The following is a 17,112-nucleotide window of genomic DNA, read 5'->3' on the forward strand; positions in this document are numbered from 1 at the left end:
CTCGTGACCACGGGGCATGGGGTTGCTCATGCCGCCTCTTCGGTATTCGTGATCTCTTGGTAGCCAATCAGGCGAGCCAGCTCCGTCACCAGCAGGGACTGTGCCTCGGCGACGCTCTGCGGGCCGCCCAGGGCGCTGGTCTGGGTCATGGCCATGCCCGCATAGCCGCACGGATTGATGCGCAGGAAGGGGGTCATGTCCATGTTGACGTTGAGGGCCAACCCGTGGAACGAGCAGCCCTTGCGGATGCGCAGGCCGAGGGAGGCCAGCTTGGCCTCCATGCCGAGCTCGTTCTTCACGTAGACCCCGGGGGCATCGGCCTTGGCGTAGGCCTCGATATTGCTTTTGGCGAGCGTGTTGATGATGGCGGTTTCGAGGCAGGTCACCAGCTCCCGTACAGAGAGCTTGCTGCGGCGCACGTCCACCAGCACGTAGAGCACCAGCTGGCCCGGGCCGTGATAGGTCACCTGACCACCGCGATCGCTCTGCACCACAGGAATGTTGCCGGGGGCGAGCAGGTGTTCGGCCTTGCCGGCCTGACCCTGGGTGTAGACGGGGTCGTGCTCCACCACCCAGAACTCGTCCGGGGTGTCGCCGGTGCGGTTGTCGGTGAAGGCCTTCATGGCGTCCCATACCGGTTGGTAGGGGCGACGGCCCAGCTGTCTGACGATCAGCTGGCTGGGGGGCGATTGTGGCACGGCGGGCGTTTCGGGTGACATCTTTCCTCACTGACAGGCGCTGGGTCGGTACGATAGTCGGTGCAACCGGGTGGCAGATAATCAGTCGCCCCGGTGACGGGGCGAGAGAGGTGACTTACAGGACGTAGCGAACCAGCTCGATCTTGCCGAGGGCGGTGTACATGGCCTCGATGTGTTCCTTGCTGTGGGCGGTGACCGTCACTCGTACCGAGTGATAGTTACCCTTGGAGCTCGGCTGAACGGTCGGGCTGTAGGTGCCGGGGGCGTGCTGCTGCAGCACTTCCACCACCATGTCGGGCAGGGCGGGGTCGGCCACGCCGAGCACCTTGAACGGGAACTTGCAGGGGAACTCCAGCAGTTCATCAAACTTGGTATTCATCTACTTCACCTTTCTGCGTCGCCGGGAAGCGACTTCATCTTTCATCTTGCAGGGCTGACGGAGGCCGCCGACATGCGCCTCTAGGGGCATCACCCCAGTCTATATGGGCATTGTCCGCACCGGGATCAAGGTCCGGTGATTCGGCAAGACGTGGAAATGCTGCTTTTTACCACAAATCGTCAGTCGGCGGAACCTGCAGATTACAGGGTTATTGACTGGACAGACCGCAAAAGACAGCAGCGGCGCCTGTTGGCGCCGCTGCTTGAGGAAGGGTCTGTTACTTGAACCAGCTGGAGACCAGCATCACCAGGTAATCCCACAGGCGGCTCATCAGGCCACCTTCCTGCACCTCTTCCAGGGCAACCAGGGGAACCTGCTTGATCTCCTTGTCCCCTTGCTTGAGGTACACGGTGCCGACGCGCTGGCCCTTGGCCAGGGGCGCCTTCAGCTCGCTCTCCAGCTGGAAGTCCGCCTTGAGGTTGTTGCCCTGGCCACGGGTGACCAGCACGGAGACGTCCTTGTCGACCCCCAGCTTAACTTCAGACTTGTCGCCCATCCAGATCTTCTGGGTGACCAGTTCGGTGCCCGCCTTGTAGGGGGTCAGGCTCTGGAAGAAGCGGAAGCCGTAGGTGAGCAGCTTCTTGCTCTCGGCGGCGCGGGAGGCCTCGCTGTTGGCCCCCATGACCACGGCGATCAGGCGCATGCCTTCGTTGTTGGTGGCGGAAGAGACCAGGTTGTAGCCGACCTGGCTGACGTGGCCTGTCTTGATGCCGTCAACCTGCAGGGATTGGTCCCACAGCAGGCGGTTGCGGTTGTGCTGGGTGATGCCGTTGAACACGAAGGACTTCTGGGAGTAGATCTTGTACTCCTCCGGCTGATCGTGGATCAGAGCCTGACCCAGGCGGGCCATGTCGCGGGCGGTACTGTAGTGGCCCTCTTCATCCAGGCCGTGGGGGTTCTTGAACTGGGAGTCCTTCATGCCGAGCTTGGCGGCCCAGGCGTTCATCAGGCTGGCGAAGGAGTCGGTGCTGCCCGCCAGGTGCTCGGCCATGGCGACGCAGGCGTCGTTGCCGGACTGGATGATGATGCCCTTGTTGAGATCATCGACGGAGACCTGCTTGCCCACCTCGATGAACATCTTGGAGGAGTCGGAGTAGTTCTTGGACCAGGCGTTCTGGCTGATGGTCACCATGTCGGTGCCCTTGATGTTCCCCTTGTGCAGCTCGTCGCCGACGATGTAGGAGGTCATCATCTTGGTCAGGCTGGCGGGGGGCAGACGCTCGTCGGCGTTCTGCTCGGCCAGCACCTGTCCGGAGAAGTAGTCGATCAGAATATGGGCCTTGGCGGAGATCTCGGGCGCGGCAGGCACCACCATGGGGGCGCTGTTCAAAGTGGGGACCGGCTGGGCACTCGGCAGGGCCGAATCCGGGGTCGGAACAGGCTGGTTGGCCTGAGCGGTGGCGCTTAACAGGGAGGCCAGAATAACGGAGCGGGCAAATTTGGACATCTTGAAATTCCTGGTGCCTGGATGGGATGTACCCAAGTTGAAAAAAAGCGGGCCCCACTATACCAGATGTGCGTGTCGGTCATAGTCCGAGATGCGACCTGGACGGGATTTTATGGGATGGCCCCCGACCTCGCGTCGTATCCCGGCGCGAGGTCGGGGCGGGTATCAGGGCACGATGAAGGCCTGCTCCAACCCACCCTGGCGGATCTGCTCGAGCAGGGGGGCCTGCTTGTCGCTGGCCACGGGTCCGAGCAGGACGCGGAAGACGGCGCCGTGCGCCACCACCTGGTACGGCACGCCATAGCGCTGGGTCATCACCTTGCCCATGGCCTCGGCCCGCGCCTGCGAGCCGCTGGCGAGCACCTGGATCATCTTGCCCTGGGTCGCTCCGGCCTTGGGGGGGGAGACGGTGGTGGTTGCCGTGGCGGCAGGAGCAGGAGCAGGGGCGGCCTTGGCCGGTGCCGTGGGGGCCGGCGTCTCGTTCGCGAAGGAATTGGCTGCTGGCGCCGCAGGCTCCATGGGCGTCATCGGGGTCATGGGCACCATCTCTACCATCTGATCCGGCTGATCGGTGATGAGTTCGAGGCGCACCCGGGCCTCACCCCCTTCCACCATCTCCAGCTGCGCGGCGGCGGCGTGGGAGAGATCGATGAGGCGATCGCTGCCGAAGGGGCCGCGATCATTGACGCGAACTATGGTCTCCAGACCGTTGTCCAGATTGGTGACCCGCACGTAGCTTGGCAGGGGCAGGTTGCGGTGGGCGGCGCTGAACAGGGTGCTGTCCTGCACGTCACCGTTGGCAGTCTTGTTGCCGTCCAGATCCCGGGAGAGCCAACTGGCAGTGCCTTCCTCGCTGTAGTGCTTGACGTCGCGCCACACCTCAAACTTCTGCTTGCCGATCCAGTAGTCCCGGTTGCCGCTCTCGCTCATGGGTTCGGGGCGGGGAATGGCGCCGGTCGCCTGGGGGATCTCGATGACCTGGGGCTTCTCCTGGGGGATGGGCTCTGGCGGCAGCGGCTGGGGCTCGGGTTGGCTGCTACAGGCGGCCAGCAACAAGGTCAGGCTGAGGGGAAGAAGTTTGTGGCTGTAATGCATAAGCGTCCTGGATTGCTTGACTGAGTTGATGCACCGCCATCGCATAGAGAGGGCTGCGATTGTAGCGGGTGATCACGTAAAAATTGTGGCGCGCGACCCAGTATTCCGGTCCTTCGGCCTGCTCCATCGCCAGCAGTTTTACCGGCGTCTCGGGTGACGGCGGTGTGGCGACTTCAATGCCCGCTGCGGCCAGCTCTGCCCAGCGGTGTCTTAGCTCGGGCTCGGGTGCAAGCAGGGTACCTACTGGCGCCAATCCGATCAAGGCGGGCTCCACCACCGGCTCGCCCCAGCGCCAGTGGTGCAGGGCGAAGTAGTTGGCCACGCTGCCGATGGCATCTGCCGGGTTGGCGAAGAGATCCCGCTTGCCGTCTCCGTCGAAGTCGACCGCGTAGTGACGGTAGCTGGAGGGCATGAACTGGCCCATGCCCATGGCGCCGGCATAGGAGCCCTTGAGATTGGTGAGCGGCCACTTCTCTTCCCGGGCAAGCAGCACCAGCTGGGCAAACTCCTTGGCGAAGAAATCCGCCCGTTCGGGGTAGTGGAATCCCAGGGTGTAAAGGCTGTCGAGCACCGGATGGCGCCCCATCTGTCGACCGTAAAAGGTCTCGATGCCGATGATGGCGACGATGAGGGAGGCGGGGACCTGGTAGGTCTGCTCGGCCCGTGCCAGGGTGGCGGCATGGCGCTGCCAGAATCCCACTCCGTCCCGGATGCGCTCCGGGGTGACGAACAGCGGCCTGTAGCGGTGCCAGGGCTTGGCTTCCCAGGGGCGGCGGATGGTGTCCAGCACCTCCTGGCGCAGGCTGGCCTGGGCGGCGGCGGCCTGCAACTCTGCCAGCGGCACCTGCTGCTGCTCGGCCAGCAGGCTGAGCCGGGCCGGCGAGACGGCAGCACCCGCCGTCAGGGTGCACAGAGATAGAGCCAGCCAGCCGAGCCGCATCAGGCGAGCAGCCGCCTGTGGGTCTGGATGGACATCAGAACGCCGAAGCCCGCCATCAGGGTTACCATGGAGGTGCCGCCGTAGCTCACCAGTGGCAGGGGAACTCCTACCACCGGCAGGATGCCGCTTACCATGCCCATGTTGACGAACACATAGACGAAGAAGGTCAGGGTCAGGGCGCCCCCCAGCAGGCGTTCGAAGCTGTTCTGGGCCTGCATGGAGATAAACAGGCAGCGGCTGATGATGTAGAGGTAGATGACCAGCAAGAGGGCCACTCCCACCAGACCGAACTCCTCGCTGAAGACGGCGAAGATGAAGTCGGTGTGGCGCTCTGGCAGGAATTCGAGCTGGGACTGGGTGCCTTGCAGCCACCCCTTGCCGAACACGCCGCCGGAGCCGATCGCAATCTTGGACTGGATGATGTGATAGCCGCGACCGAGCGGGTCCTTCTCCGGGTCCAGCAGCATCAGCACCCGCTGGCGCTGGTAGTCGTGCATCAGGAAGAACCAGAGTACCGGCATGAAGGCGCAGATGAGCAAGACCGCGAGCCCGATGAGCCACCAGCTGATCCCCGCCAGGAAGATGACGAAGAAGCCGGAAGCGGCCACCAGGATGGAGGTGCCGAGATCGGGTTGGGCCGCGATAAGCAGGGTGGGCAGCAGCACCATCACCAGGGCGATCATCACATGGCTGAACTTTGGCGGCAGGGAGTGCCGGCTGAGCCAGGCGGCCACCATGATGGGCATGGAGAGTTTCATCACCTCGGAGGGCTGGAACTTCATGAAGCCGAGATCGAGCCAGCGCTGGGCCCCCTTGCCGATATGGCCGAACACGTCCACCGCGATGAGCAGCAGCACCACCACCGCAAACAGGGGCACCGACCAGCGGGCATAGAGGGAGGGCGGCAGCTGGGCCATGCCGATCATCAGACCGAAGGCCAGGGCGCCGCGCACCAGCTGGCGCACGATGGAGTCGAGATCCTGGCCCGAGGCGGAGTAGAGCACCACCATGGAGAGGGCCATCAGGGTCAGCAGGCCGAGCAGCAGCGGCAGGTCGATGTGCAGCTTGTACCAGATGCTCTGCTGGCGGGCAGAATTACTCATTGGGAAACGACCTCACTCGGTTGGGACGGCTTTTCCGGTGCCGGTGGCAACTGGGGTTCCGGCGGGAGCAGATAGGCATCCAGCATGTGGCGGGCGACCGGTGCCGCCATGGCGCTGCCGCCCCCGGCGTTCTCCAGCACCAGGGCGACCACCGCCTTGGGTGCCTCGAAGGGGGCGAAGGCGACGAACAGGGCGTTGTCGCGGTGCTCCACCTTGGTGGTGGCCGCGTTGTAGACCTGGTTCTCCTTGAGGCCCACCACCTGGGCGGTGCCGGACTTGCCCGCCGCCTTGTAGGGGGTATTGGCGAAGGCGCGGCGCCCCGTCCCTTCGTGGCCGTTGATGACGCGCCACATGCCGTCCTTGGCCACCTGCCAGTAGGTATCGCTCTTGGCGGCGATGGCCACGTTCGGGTTGATGGGGGCGTTGACCACGCCATCGGAGGAGGCGGTGCTCTTGAGCAGGTGCGGCGTCACGTCGTGACCGTTCTGGGTCAGGATGCTGATGGCCTTGGCGAGCTGGATAGGGGTGGCGCTCCAGTAGCCCTGGCCGATGCCGATGGAGATGGTGTCCCCCTGGTACCAGGGTTGACGCCAGCGGGCCATCTTCCAGTCCCGGGAGGGCATGACGCCCCGGGTCTCTTCATAGAGGTCCACGCCGCTGTACTGGCCGAAGCCGAACTTGGTCATGTAGCTGTTGATCTTGTCGATGCCGACCCGGTAGGCGAGATCGTAGAAATAGGTATCCGCCGAGACCTCGATGGCGCGATAGACGTCGAGCCAGCCGTGGCCCCAGCGGCGCCAGTCCCGGAACTTCTTGGTGGTGCCCGGGATGGAGAAGCTGGGCCCGCCGAAGTAGCGGTAATTGGGGGTGATCGCCCCCTCATTGAGCCCCATCACCGCCATCATGGGCTTGACGGTGGAGGCGGGGGCATAGATGCCCTGGGTGGTGCGGTTGACCAGCGGCCGGGCGGGATCGTTGAGCAGCGCCGAGTAGTTGGCGCTGGAGATGCCGGTCACGAACAGGTTGGGGTCGTAGCTCGGGCTCGACTCCATGGCCAGGATGGCGCCGGTGTTGGGCTCCATCATCACGATGGCGCCCCGGCGGCCGGCCAGCAGCTCCTGGGCTTTCAACTGCAGGCGGATGTCGATGTTGAGGTAGATGTCCTTGCCGGGCTCGGGGGGCTGGAATTTCAGGGTGCGCACCACCCGGCCGCGGTTGTTCACCTCGACCTCCTGATAACCCGCCACGCCGTGCAGCTGATCCTCGTAGTACTTCTCTACCCCCTGTTTGCCGATGTCCTTGGTGGCGGCATAGTTGGCGAGCTTCTCCTCCTTCTCGAGGCGCTCCACGTCACGGGTGTTGATCTTGGCCACGTAGCCCAGGGCATGGGTCAGGGTATCGCCGAACGGGTAGTAGCGCTTGAGGTAGGCCTCGATGCTGGCCCCCGGGTAGTTATGCTGGTTGACCGAGAAGAGGGCGACCTGGTATTCGGTCAGCTTCTCGAACAGGGGCACGGGCTTGAAGCGGCGCTGACGTTTGACCTCGGCCAGGAACTTCTCCTTGGTCCCCTCCGGCAGGGCCAGCAGGGTGATAAGGTCGTCCGCGGTCTTCTCCAGGTTCTCGGTCTCTTCGGGCACGATCTCCAGGCTGTAGACCGGGCGGTTTTCCGCCAGCAGGACACCGTTGGCGTCGTAGATGAGGCCACGGGGCGGCGCCACCGGTACCACACGGATGCGGTTGTCGTTGGATCGGGTCTGATAAGTTTCGTAAGACTCTACTTGCAGGTAGTAGAGGTTAGCCAGCAGCACCAGCATGAGGGTGACCATGCCGATGTAGGCGACCAGGGTGCGCCGGAAGAACAGACGTCCCTCGGCACTGTGATCGCGCATTTCAATGCGATTCTTCAGCATGCCGTTACCTTGTGGCTGACGTGCGGGTGAGAGAGGAGAAATGCATGCTCAGGGTCGGCATGGGTCACTCTCTGTGATAAGGGTGATTGGTGGTGATGCTCCAGGCGCGATAGAGGCTCTCGGCCACCAGTACCCGCACCAGGGGATGGGGCAGTGTCAGGGGCGAGAGCGACCAGCTCTGCTCCGCAGCAGCCTTGCACTCGGGGGAGAGCCCCTCCGGGCCACCCACCAGCAGCGCCACGTCCCGGCCATCCAGCTTCCAGGCTTCCAGTTGCACGGCGAGCTGCTCCGTGGTCCAGGGCTTGCCCGGAATGTCCAGGGTCACGATACGGGAGCGGCCGGCGGCGGCCAGCATGGCTTCCCCTTCCTTTTGCAGGATGCGGGGAATGTCGGCATTCTTGCCGCGCTTGCCTGCGCCGATCTCGACCAGCTCGAACGGCATGTCTTTGGGGAAGCGGCGACGGTACTCTTCGAAGCCATGCTCTACCCAGGCAGGCATCTTGGTGCCCACGGCAATCAACTGGATCTTCATCTTTGGTTACGCTGTCGCCCTTTATTGCGAATTGACCTGGGCGGCGCCGCTCCAGAGTTTTTCCAGCTGGTAGAAGTCGCGGTACTCATCCTGCATCACGTGGACGATGACCGACCCCATGTCCACCAGCACCCACTCACCGGTGAGTTCCCCTTCCACGCTCAGCAGGTCGAGCCCCGCATGACGGGCCTCGCTGGCGAGGTTGTGGGCGATGGCACTGACGTGACGATTGGAGTTGCCGGAGCAGATGATCATGGTGTCCGTGATGCTGGATTTGCCGCGCACATCGAGGGTGATGATGTCGCGGCCTTTCATGTCATCGATCTTGTCGACGATAAAGGCGAGCAATTCTTGGCCTTGCAATGTCTTCTCCTATCTTCCGGCGCCAGAGGGCGGCGGATTATATCATGGTCACTCCCGTTTCCCAGCCTGGCAAAGGGAGCATCGCCCGGGGAGCCGTCCCGTGGGGGAGGGGCCCCTTGACGATCACTATAGTGTGCAACCCGGCCTGGCAATAGTCAGGGCCGGGCCCGGTGCGCCCGGACGTGTCGGCTGAGCCGCCTGCGTGGCGCCGTTTACTGCGTTGCCGATGAGCTGTAGAGCCCGTGGCGCCGGATATAGTCGGCGACCGGGTTGGGCAGCAGGTATTTGGGATCCTGGCCTGCCGCGAGCAGGGCACGCAGGCGTGTGGCCGACAGCTCGACGGGCAGGTTGTCACAAAGCCAGACATGACCGTGGCGCTGGCGATGGAGATCCTGAATATCCCGGGTCTGGTGGCGGGCCAGCAGCTCGGCCACCTGGACGGGATAATCCGGTTGCCAGCCTGGGCGGCAGCTCACCACCAGATGGGCGTAATCGAGCAACTCCTGCCAGCGGTGCCAGCCCGGCAGGCCGAGCAGGGAATCCATCCCCATCAAAAAGCAGAGCGGGGTGTCCGGCAGCTCGCTCCTCAACTCGACAAGGGTGTCGATGGTCCAGGAGGGGGTGTCGCGCCTGAGCTCCCGCTCATCCACCACGAATCCCGGGTTGTCCGCCGCAGCGAGCCGGACCATAGCGAGCCGCTGCTCGCTGGAGCAGAGCGGATTGGCCCGGTGGGGCGGGATATGGTTCGGGAGCAGGCGCACCTCGGCCAGACCCAGGGCCTCCCGGGCCTCGATGGCGGGTCTCAGGTGGCCGATGTGAATGGGATCGAAGGTGCCGCCGAGGATCCCGATGGGCGGTGTCAGCATGATTCCGTCTCCAGCAGGGGGAGCGGGGTTCCGTCACGAAAGCCGAGGGCGATGGTTTGCAGCATCAGCCAGGCCTGTTCGGTGTCGAAATGGCGCTGGGCATGGTCCAACTGGGCCATCAGTTGCCAGAGCTGTCGGATCTTGGGGAAGGGAAGCCGGGTCAGCGCCTGCTGGATGAGCTGCTGGCGACTCTGCCAGATGCGCAGGCGGCTGAAATGCTCCACCAGGGGCTGTCCGGTGCGGGCGGCCAGCGCCAGCTCGGTGAGCTGCTCCAGTTCGCGGCACAGGGTCCAGGCCAGCATGCCGGGTTCGGTGCCCTCGGCGCGCAGGGCCAGCAGGATGCGCTGGGCCCGGTTCACCTTTCCTTCCAGCAGGGTATCGACGAGCTGGAAGGGAGTGAAGTGGGCGTGGCGGATGATGGTCTCCTGCAGATAGGCGACGCTGATGGGCTGGGGCGGCGAGAGCAGGGTCAGCTTCTCGATCTCCTGGCTCGCGGCCAGCAGGTTGCCCTCGTAGGCGTGGCACATGAAGTTGACCGCATCCGGCAGTGCCTTGAGGCCGAAGCGCTGAAAGCGGGCGCTCATCCAGCGCGGGAAGAAGCGGGGCTCGGGGTGGTTGACCGGCACATAGGTGCCGCTCTGGCTCAGCTTGTCGAACCAGGCCGCCTTCATCTGGGTCTGGTTGAGGCGGGGGCCCGAGAGCACCAGCAGCAGGTCGGGGTGGAGCTGTTTGCCAATGTCGCTGATGCGGGCGGCGAGATCCTTGTCGATCTTGGCGGGCAGCTCCAGCTCGATGATCTGGCGGGCCGAGAACAGGCTCATGGCCTGGCAGGCATCGTAGACCTGGTTCCAGTCCAGCCCCTGTTCCACCACGAAGCTGTGGCGTTCATCGAAGCCCTGTTTGCGTGCCACCTGACGCACGGCGTCGACAGCTTCCAGTTTGAGCAGGGGCTCGTCCCCAAAAATGAGATAGCAGGGCTTGAGCCCTGCCTTGAGATGATCCGCAAACTGCTCGGGATAGACTCTCATCAACACCCTCTCATCAAGATACGCGCATCAGAACTTGACCTGACTGAGCTGGCGAATAACCAGGTTGGCGGCCTGCTCCTGCATCTCCTTGCCGAGCTGCTCCTGCTCGCGGGAGGAGGCGAGTGCCGCATCCGGCTTGTTCAGGAAGCTGCGGTTGAAGGTGATGGGGAAGACCTGGGTCGGTTTGCCCGGCATGACCACGGTGAACTGGGTGCTGTAACTCAGCAGGTATTCGCGGTCCTGGCCGATGGAGTCGACGGAGGCGACCTGGCTGCGGCTACGAACCCCGGCCAGGGTCAGCACCGGGATGCCCTCCTTGTCGGCGAGCTGCACGCCAGCGGCCTTGAGACGAGTTGTGACCAGTCGGTAGAAGTCGCTCTTGTTGTCACCGACCACTTTCATGGTCATCAGCTCGGGGGGAATGGCGGTGCCCCGCATCTGAAAACCGCAGGCCTGCAGCAGCAGTCCTGCCAGCACGATGGCCATCCAGCGCGTGAAGATGGTGCCCATAAAAAATCCTCTTTGCATGAAGTGAAGAGCGGCGGGCGCAGGGCCCGCCGTCATCATCCGTGTGTCGTCAGCCCCTGGCCCGGACCGTCGACCGCCGCCAGGGGAGGCGTCATCAGTTGGCCACGATGTTGAGCAGTTTGCCCGGCACGTACACAACCTTGCGCACGGTCAGACCGTCGGTGAACTTCTGTACGGACGCATCGGCCATGGCCAGCTTCTCGACGTCGGCCTGGCTGATCTCGGCCGGGACGGTGAGCTTGCCACGCATCTTGCCGTTGATCTGCACCACCACCAGCTTCTCGGTCTCGACCATGGCCGCTTCGTCAGCCACCGGCCAGGCCGCGACATCGATGTCCCCTTCCTTGCCCAGCATCTTCCACAGCTCGAAGCCGATGTGCGGGGTGATGGGGTAGAGCATGACCACGACCGCTTCCAGCGCTTCCTGCATCAGGGCGCGATCCTGAGCGTCACTGCCCAGTTTGGCCAGGTTGTTCATCAGCTCCATGATGGCGGCGATGGCGGTGTTGAAGGTCTGACGGCGACCCACGTCGTCGCTCACCTTGGCGATGGTCTTGTGCAGCTCGCGGCGCACGGCTTTCTGGTCGCTGGTGAGGGCGGCGATGTCCAGTGCGGCAACGGCGCCACCGGATACGTGCTCGAAGGTGATGCGCCACAGGCGACGCAGGAAGCGCTGGGCACCTTCCACGCCGGAGTCGGACCACTCCAGGGTCATCTCGGCCGGAGAGGCGAACATCATGAACAGACGGACGGTATCGGCGCCGTAACGCTCCACCATCAGTTGCGGGTCGATGCCGTTGTTCTTGGACTTGGACATCTTGGTCATGCCGGAGTGCATCACTTCACGGCCTTCGAGGTCGACCGCCTTGGTGATGCGGCCCTTGTCATCACGTTCCACCTTGACGTCGAGGGGGCTGACCCAGACGTTGCCGCCCTTCTCATCCTTGTAGTAGAAGGCGTCAGCCAGCACCATGCCCTGGCAGAGCAGGCGCTTGAACGGCTCGTCGCTGTTCACGAGGCCCGCATCACGCAGCAGCTTGTGGAAGAAGCGGGCGTAGAGCAGGTGCATACAGGCGTGCTCGATGCCGCCGATGTATTGATCCACCGGCAGCCAGTGGTTGGCAGCCGCCGGATCCAGCATGCCCTTGTCGTAGTCCGGGGAGCAGTAGCGGGCGTAGTACCAGGAGGACTCCATGAAGGTGTCGAAGGTATCGGTCTCGCGGAACGCTTCCTGGCCGTTATACGTGGTCTTTGCCCACTCGGCATCGGCCTTGATCGGGCTCTGGATACCGTCCATCACCACGTCTTCCGGCAGCAGTACCGGCAGTTGATCTTCCGGGGTCGGCACCACGGTACCGTCCGCCAGGGTCAGCATGGGGATGGGAGCGCCCCAGTAGCGCTGACGGGAAACGCCCCAGTCGCGCAGACGGTAGTTGACGGTGCGCTTGCCCTTGCCGAGCCCTTCCAGCTTGTTGGCGATGGCATCGAAGGCACCCTGGAAGTCGAGACCGTCGAATTCGCCAGAGTTGAACAGCACGCCCTTCTCGGTATAAGCCGCTTCGCTCACATCGGCGTCGCCATCAACCGGCTTGATCACCGCCTTGATGTCGAGGCCGTATTTGGTGGCGAATTCGAAGTCACGCTGATCATGGGCCGGAACCGCCATCACGGCGCCGGTGCCGTAGTTCATCAGCACGAAGTTGGCGACCCAGACCGGCACCTTGCGGCCATCCAGCGGGTGAATGGCGTAGAGGCCGGTTGCCATGCCCTTCTTCTCCATGGTGGCCAGTTCAGCTTCGGCTACCTTGGTGTTCTTGCACTCTTCGATGAAGGCGGCCAGCTCCGGATTGTCCTGGGCTGCCTGCAGCGCCAGCGGGTGACCGGCGGCGATGCCCACATAGGTCACACCCATGAAGGTGTCCGGACGGGTGGTGTAGACCTCGAGGTGCTCGGCCTGACCGTCGATATTGAAGCTGATGTTGACCCCTTCGGAGCGGCCAATCCAGTTGCGCTGCATGGTCTTGACCATCTCCGGCCAGCCTTCCAGATTGTCGATGTCGTTCAACAGCTCTTCGGCGTAGTCGGTGATCTTGATGAACCACTGGGGGATCTCTTTTTGTTCCACCGGGGTGTCACAGCGCCAGCAGCAGTTGTCCACTACCTGCTCGTTGGCCAGCACCGTCATGTCGTTCGGGCACCAGTTGACGGAGGAGGTCTTCTTGTAGACCAGACCCTTCTCGTAGAGCTTGGTGAAGAACCACTGCTCCCAGCGGTAGTAGTCCGGCTTGCAGGTGGCCAGCTCCCGATCCCAGTCATAACCCAGACCCAGCATCTTCAGCTGGTTCTTCATGTATTCGATGTTTTCGTAGGTCCAGGGGGCCGGCGCCGTGTTGTTCTTGATGGCGGCGTTTTCTGCCGGCAGGCCGAAGGCGTCCCAACCGATGGGTTGCAGCACGTTCTTGCCATTGAGCCGTTGATAACGGGAGATCACATCACCTATGGTGTAGTTGCGAACGTGCCCCATGTGTAGACGACCAGACGGATAGGGGAACATGGAGAGGCAGTAGAACTTTTCCTTGTCTACTTTCTCCACCGCCTTGAAGGTTTTCTTGGCATCCCAGTGCTTCTGCACTGCTGGTTCTATGGATTGGGGAACGTATTGCTCTTGCATTGGTGACATCCGGATCTGTGAAATGAATAGATAAAACGGCTGGGAAATCCCGATAGAATACCCATATCCTGCGGCGGCAACAACCGCCAGCATCCGCCCGGTCTCGGGCCAGGTCTGGTACCCGCGAGGATTTGCAGAGCCGCGAGAGTCGCAACGAAGTGAGAATGGCAACCGCCGCCCGTATCCGCCGAGCCCGAGGTCAGGGTCTGGCTCGATCGGGATTCAGCAGAGGAGTGATGGCCATGGACAAACGTCGACAAGGGTATGAAGCCTTTATCGCCCAGCTCAAGAAGCAGTGGGAAGAGACGGAAGCGTTTCAGGGAGAGCGCCTCAACCGGATGATCGCCAAGGTGCAGGCCTATCTGGAGGCGGCCGGGGATCTGACCCAGGACGAGCTGGCGCTGATCGCCGAGTATGTGAAGCGGGATCTGGGCAACTATGACGAGGGGCGCAAGGATGAGCAGGTGGAGGAGTCCGCCTTCATGCTGGCGCTCAAGGACACCGCCTGGTCCTGGCTGGCAGACGTGACCGACCGCACCCAGGTGGAGTGGCAGGAGTTGGCGGACGAGCTGGAACACAAGGGGGTCTACCGGGCGGGGGACTGGGTGGGACTCGGGGTGCTGGTGTGCGATCACTGCGAGTGGCGCCATACCGTGCTGCATCCAGAGCAGCTTGGCACCTGCCCGGAGTGCGGGGCCGATGAGTATCACCGTGAGCCGCTGTCTCCTTGAGCCACCAGACTGTGCCAAGCCATAAGCCAAACCATAAAAAGAGGCGCCCAAGGGCGCCTCTTTTGTTTATCGGGGTTGTGTGGTCTTAGCCCTTGCGCGCCCAGGGGTGGGCGCGGGGGCGCAGCCACAGGGCCAGCCCCAGCAGGGCGGCGGCCAGGCCATACATGGGCCAGCTGCCAAAACGCAGATAGGGGGTCTGGCCGTGGGCGGGGCGTACCTCGGCACGCAATACTCCAGCCTCGAACTGCGGGATCTGGGCGATGATGCTGCCGTCTATCTCGGTGACGATGGTGATGCCGGTGTTGGTGTCGCGCAGCAGTGGGCGGGCCAGCTCCAGGGCGCGCATGCGGGCGATCTCCATGTGCTGCCAGGGGCCGATGCTGGTGCCGAACCAGGCGTCGTTGGAGACGGTCAGCAGAAAGTCGGTATCCGGCTGCACATTGCGGCGCACCTCGTCCGGGAAGATGATCTCGTAACAGATGGCGGCGGCAAACTTGAGCCCCTTGGCGATCAGGTTCGGCTGCACCTCGTCACCCCGGCTGAAGGAGGACATGGGCAGGTTGAAGAAGGGGGCGATGGGACGCAGCAGATCTTCAAAGGGTACGAACTCGCCGATGGGCAGCAGATGGTACTTGTAGTAGCGGTTCTTGTGCTCGTAGTAGTAGGACTCCTTGCCTTCTGCATCCTGCACCCCCATGCCGAGCACGGTATTGAAGAAGCGCTGCTGTTTCAGATCGTAATGGATGATCCCCGCCAGCAGGCCGGTGTCGTTCACCTTCATCGCCTTGTCCAGGCTCTCCAGATAGGTACCCATCTCCTTCTCGATGGCAGGTATGGCGGACTCCGGCCAGACGATGATGTCGGCATCCTGGTTCTCGCGGCTGAGATCCTGATACTTGCGTACCGTCGGCACCAGGGCCTCCGGATCCCACTTGAGGGACTGCTCGATGTTGCCCTGCACCAGCGCGACCTTGACCGGCTCACCCCGGGTCACCCAGTTGAGCTGCATCAGCCCCTGGGCGGCGCCCACCAGGGCGACGGGGAGCAGCAGCCAGGCCGGCTTGCGGTGTTGCCATACCAGCCAGAGGGCGGAGGCGGTGAGCAGCAGGGCAAGGGTGATGCCCTGCACCCCGAGAAGGGGAGCGAAGCCCTTGAGGGGGCCGTCTATCTGGGTGTAGCCGAACCAGAGCCAGGGGTAGCCTGTCATCACCCAGCCCCGCAGCCAGTCGGCCATCAGCCAGAGCGCCGGGAAGGCGAGCAGCCAGCGGCTCCAGTGGCGGCCGGCAAAAAAGCGGGCGAAGAGCCAGCAGGCCAGGGTCGGGTAGAGGGAGAGATAGGCGCAGAGCCCGGCCAGCAGCACGAAGGCGGCCGGCAGCGGAATGCCGCCAAACTCCGTCATGCTGACGTGGATCCACCACTGCCCGGGCAGGAATAGACCCATGGCGTAGCCGAAGCCGCGCCAGGCTGCCTGTTTGGGGGTGGCCTTGTCTAGCAGGGCGTAAAGGCCGAGCAGGGAGGGGATCACCAGGGGCCAGTAGCCGAAAGGGGAGAAGGCCAGCACGGCGATGGCGCCGCTGGCAATGGCAAACAGGCTGGTCAGGAGTTTCGATTTCACGGGGGATCGGGGCTCGAATTGGACTGAATGGAAACACAATGGCCGACATCTTAACCGCAAACCGGGTCAACGGCGAGCCTCGCGGTCGGCGTGGGCCAAGTGGCGGTCGCGCGGCGGGAAGGAGGCAAAAAAAGCGCCCCTGACGAGAGGGGCGCGGGATGTGCGTGGTGCTGGGCGGGATCAGGACTCCGGCTGCGCCGCCGCATGATGCTCGGGGATCTTCACCTGCAACTGTTGCAGGCGACGGCGATCGGCGTGCATCACCTTGAACAGGTAGCCGTCGAGTTCGATCTCTTCACCCTTCTTGGGCAGGTGGCTGAAGGCGTGCATCACCAGACCGCCGACGGTGTCCACCTCTTCATCGCTGAACTGGGTGCCGAAGAAGTCGTTGAAGTCCTCGATCTCGGTCAGCGCGCTCACCGAGAAGACCCGCTTGCTGATGCGGCGGATCTCTTCCGGCTCGTCCTCAATGTCGTCGAACTCGTCGTCAATCTCGCCGACGATGAGCTCCAGAATGTCCTCGATGGTCACGAGACCAGAGACACCGCCAAATTCGTCCACCACGATGGCCATGTGGTAGCGCTCTTCCCGGAACTCCTTGAGCAGGCGATCGACCCGCTTGCTCTCCGGCACGATCACCGTGGGACGCAGGATCTTCTCCAGCTGGAGCGGTTCGCTGGCATGCTGGCCGCCAAAACCGAACGGCAGCAGATCCTTGGCGAGCAAGATGCCCTCCACGTGATCCTTGTCTTCGTTGATCACCGGGAAGCGGGAGTGGCCGGATTCGATGATGACCGGCAGGAACTCGTCCACCGGCTGGGACTTCTCGATGGTCACCATCTGGGAGCGGGGGATCATGATGTCACGCACGCGCAGCTCGGCAATTTCGAGCACGCCCTCGATCATGTCCTTGGTGTCCTGATCGATGAGGTCCCGCTCTTCGGCATCGGCGATGACCTCTACCAGATCGTTGCGGTCTTTTGGCTCGCCCTGGAAGAGTTGGCTGAGTTTGTCGAGCCAGGTTTTCTTCGGCGAGCCGGTACTAGGGTGATCGTCGGTCATTTTCTCTCTTGGTTACTCGTATGAACACACTTGAAATCGTTGTGGCTATATGAGGATGGGCATCGGCTGTTTCAAGACGATGAC

General features: G+C 63.2%; 16 protein-coding genes. 1 reads left to right on the forward strand and 15 read right to left on the reverse strand.

Annotated features, from left to right (window positions below):
• Positions 1 to 26 precede the first annotated feature (26 nt).
• The 13 genes from lipB to leuS form a co-directional block, all read right to left on the reverse strand.
• Entirely contained in the window at positions 27 to 719 is a 693-nt protein-coding gene (gene lipB / locus J9893_RS03595) for a lipoyl(octanoyl) transferase LipB (RefSeq protein WP_143237178.1), read from the reverse strand.
• Between the two features lie 94 nt (positions 720 to 813).
• Complete coding sequence (ybeD, locus tag J9893_RS03600; RefSeq protein ID WP_042078900.1) at positions 814 to 1,077, reverse strand: DUF493 family protein YbeD; 264 nt, start codon at positions 1,075 to 1,077, stop codon at positions 814 to 816.
• Between the two features lie 277 nt (positions 1,078 to 1,354).
• Positions 1,355 to 2,584, reverse strand: a complete 1,230-nt coding sequence (locus tag J9893_RS03605; protein ID WP_039041110.1) for a D-alanyl-D-alanine carboxypeptidase family protein — start codon at positions 2,582 to 2,584, stop codon at positions 1,355 to 1,357.
• A 165-nt stretch (positions 2,585 to 2,749) separates the two neighbouring features.
• On the reverse strand, positions 2,750 to 3,679 hold the full coding sequence (locus J9893_RS03610; protein ID WP_143237179.1) for a septal ring lytic transglycosylase RlpA family protein: 930 nt from the start codon (positions 3,677 to 3,679) through the stop codon (positions 2,750 to 2,752).
• Entirely contained in the window at positions 3,621 to 4,619 is a 999-nt protein-coding gene (gene mltB, locus J9893_RS03615) for a lytic murein transglycosylase B (protein WP_010673759.1), read from the reverse strand. The genes J9893_RS03610 and mltB overlap by 59 nt, the downstream gene beginning before the upstream one ends.
• Complete coding sequence (gene rodA / locus J9893_RS03620; protein ID WP_010673760.1) at positions 4,619 to 5,722, reverse strand: rod shape-determining protein RodA; 1,104 nt, start codon at positions 5,720 to 5,722, stop codon at positions 4,619 to 4,621. Before rodA ends, mltB begins: the two co-directional genes overlap by 1 nt.
• On the reverse strand, positions 5,719 to 7,632 hold the full coding sequence (gene mrdA / locus J9893_RS03625) for a penicillin-binding protein 2 (RefSeq protein WP_010673761.1): 1,914 nt from the start codon (positions 7,630 to 7,632) through the stop codon (positions 5,719 to 5,721). Before mrdA ends, rodA begins: the two co-directional genes overlap by 4 nt.
• A gap of 64 nt (positions 7,633 to 7,696) precedes the next feature.
• Positions 7,697 to 8,164: a 23S rRNA (pseudouridine(1915)-N(3))-methyltransferase RlmH gene (rlmH, locus tag J9893_RS03630; protein WP_005298242.1), complete on the reverse strand. Its 468-nt coding sequence runs from the start codon at positions 8,162 to 8,164 to the stop codon at positions 7,697 to 7,699.
• Between the two features lie 21 nt (positions 8,165 to 8,185).
• On the reverse strand, positions 8,186 to 8,527 hold the full coding sequence (rsfS, locus tag J9893_RS03635; protein ID WP_010673762.1) for a ribosome silencing factor: 342 nt from the start codon (positions 8,525 to 8,527) through the stop codon (positions 8,186 to 8,188).
• 212 nt (positions 8,528 to 8,739) lie between these two features.
• Positions 8,740 to 9,393, reverse strand: a complete 654-nt coding sequence (gene nadD / locus J9893_RS03640; protein ID WP_113977482.1) for a nicotinate-nucleotide adenylyltransferase — start codon at positions 9,391 to 9,393, stop codon at positions 8,740 to 8,742.
• Entirely contained in the window at positions 9,387 to 10,421 is a 1,035-nt protein-coding gene (gene holA, locus J9893_RS03645; protein ID WP_113977484.1) for a DNA polymerase III subunit delta, read from the reverse strand. The genes nadD and holA overlap by 7 nt, the downstream gene beginning before the upstream one ends.
• A gap of 27 nt (positions 10,422 to 10,448) precedes the next feature.
• Positions 10,449 to 10,931 carry an LPS assembly lipoprotein LptE gene (gene lptE, locus J9893_RS03650; RefSeq protein ID WP_010673765.1) on the reverse strand — a complete coding sequence of 161 codons (483 nt, stop codon included), beginning with the start codon at positions 10,929 to 10,931 and terminating at the stop codon, positions 10,449 to 10,451.
• 112 nt (positions 10,932 to 11,043) lie between these two features.
• Positions 11,044 to 13,620, reverse strand: coding sequence for a leucine--tRNA ligase (gene leuS / locus J9893_RS03655; protein WP_113977485.1), 2,577 nt, complete (start codon positions 13,618 to 13,620; stop codon positions 11,044 to 11,046).
• A gap of 242 nt (positions 13,621 to 13,862) precedes the next feature.
• On the opposite strand from leuS, the gene J9893_RS03660 reads away from it, so the two are divergent.
• Positions 13,863 to 14,351: a zinc ribbon-containing protein gene (locus J9893_RS03660; RefSeq protein WP_041215952.1), complete on the forward strand. Its 489-nt coding sequence runs from the start codon at positions 13,863 to 13,865 to the stop codon at positions 14,349 to 14,351.
• Between the two features lie 85 nt (positions 14,352 to 14,436).
• Here the strand turns inward: J9893_RS03660 and lnt are convergent, their stop codons facing one another.
• Together lnt and corC are read right to left on the reverse strand one after the other, a co-directional pair.
• Positions 14,437 to 15,966 carry an apolipoprotein N-acyltransferase gene (gene lnt / locus J9893_RS03665; protein ID WP_042014505.1) on the reverse strand — a complete coding sequence of 510 codons (1,530 nt, stop codon included), beginning with the start codon at positions 15,964 to 15,966 and terminating at the stop codon, positions 14,437 to 14,439.
• Positions 15,967 to 16,146: 180 nt separating this feature from the next.
• Positions 16,147 to 17,028, reverse strand: coding sequence for a CNNM family magnesium/cobalt transport protein CorC (gene corC / locus J9893_RS03670; RefSeq protein ID WP_010673769.1), 882 nt, complete (start codon positions 17,026 to 17,028; stop codon positions 16,147 to 16,149).
• Between the last annotated feature and the right edge of the window lie 84 nt (positions 17,029 to 17,112).

Source organism: Aeromonas sp. MaB10011B, from assembly GCF_017939325.1.
Classification (GTDB): Bacteria; Pseudomonadota; Gammaproteobacteria; order Enterobacterales; family Aeromonadaceae; genus Aeromonas; species Aeromonas caviae.

Coding starts and splice junctions, on each gene's coding strand:
- J9893_RS03610 (WP_143237179.1), bottom strand. CDS start 3,679: ATGCATTACAGCCACAAACTTCTTCCCCTCAGCCTGACCTTGTTGCTG.
- mrdA (WP_010673761.1), bottom strand. CDS start 7,632: ATGCTGAAGAATCGCATTGAAATGCGCGATCACAGTGCCGAGGGACGT.
- rodA (WP_010673760.1), bottom strand. CDS start 5,722: ATGAGTAATTCTGCCCGCCAGCAGAGCATCTGGTACAAGCTGCACATC.
- lptE (WP_010673765.1), bottom strand. CDS start 10,931: ATGGGCACCATCTTCACGCGCTGGATGGCCATCGTGCTGGCAGGACTG.
- holA (WP_113977484.1), bottom strand. CDS start 10,421: ATGAGAGTCTATCCCGAGCAGTTTGCGGATCATCTCAAGGCAGGGCTC.
- rlmH (WP_005298242.1), bottom strand. CDS start 8,164: ATGAAGATCCAGTTGATTGCCGTGGGCACCAAGATGCCTGCCTGGGTA.
- nadD (WP_113977482.1), bottom strand. CDS start 9,393: ATGCTGACACCGCCCATCGGGATCCTCGGCGGCACCTTCGATCCCATT.
- ybeD (WP_042078900.1), bottom strand. CDS start 1,077: ATGAATACCAAGTTTGATGAACTGCTGGAGTTCCCCTGCAAGTTCCCG.
- leuS (WP_113977485.1), bottom strand. CDS start 13,620: ATGCAAGAGCAATACGTTCCCCAATCCATAGAACCAGCAGTGCAGAAG.
- mltB (WP_010673759.1), bottom strand. CDS start 4,619: ATGCGGCTCGGCTGGCTGGCTCTATCTCTGTGCACCCTGACGGCGGGT.
- J9893_RS03605 (WP_039041110.1), bottom strand. CDS start 2,584: ATGTCCAAATTTGCCCGCTCCGTTATTCTGGCCTCCCTGTTAAGCGCC.
- corC (WP_010673769.1), bottom strand. CDS start 17,028: ATGACCGACGATCACCCTAGTACCGGCTCGCCGAAGAAAACCTGGCTC.
- lipB (WP_143237178.1), bottom strand. CDS start 719: ATGTCACCCGAAACGCCCGCCGTGCCACAATCGCCCCCCAGCCAGCTG.
- J9893_RS03660 (WP_041215952.1), top strand. CDS start 13,863: ATGGACAAACGTCGACAAGGGTATGAAGCCTTTATCGCCCAGCTCAAG.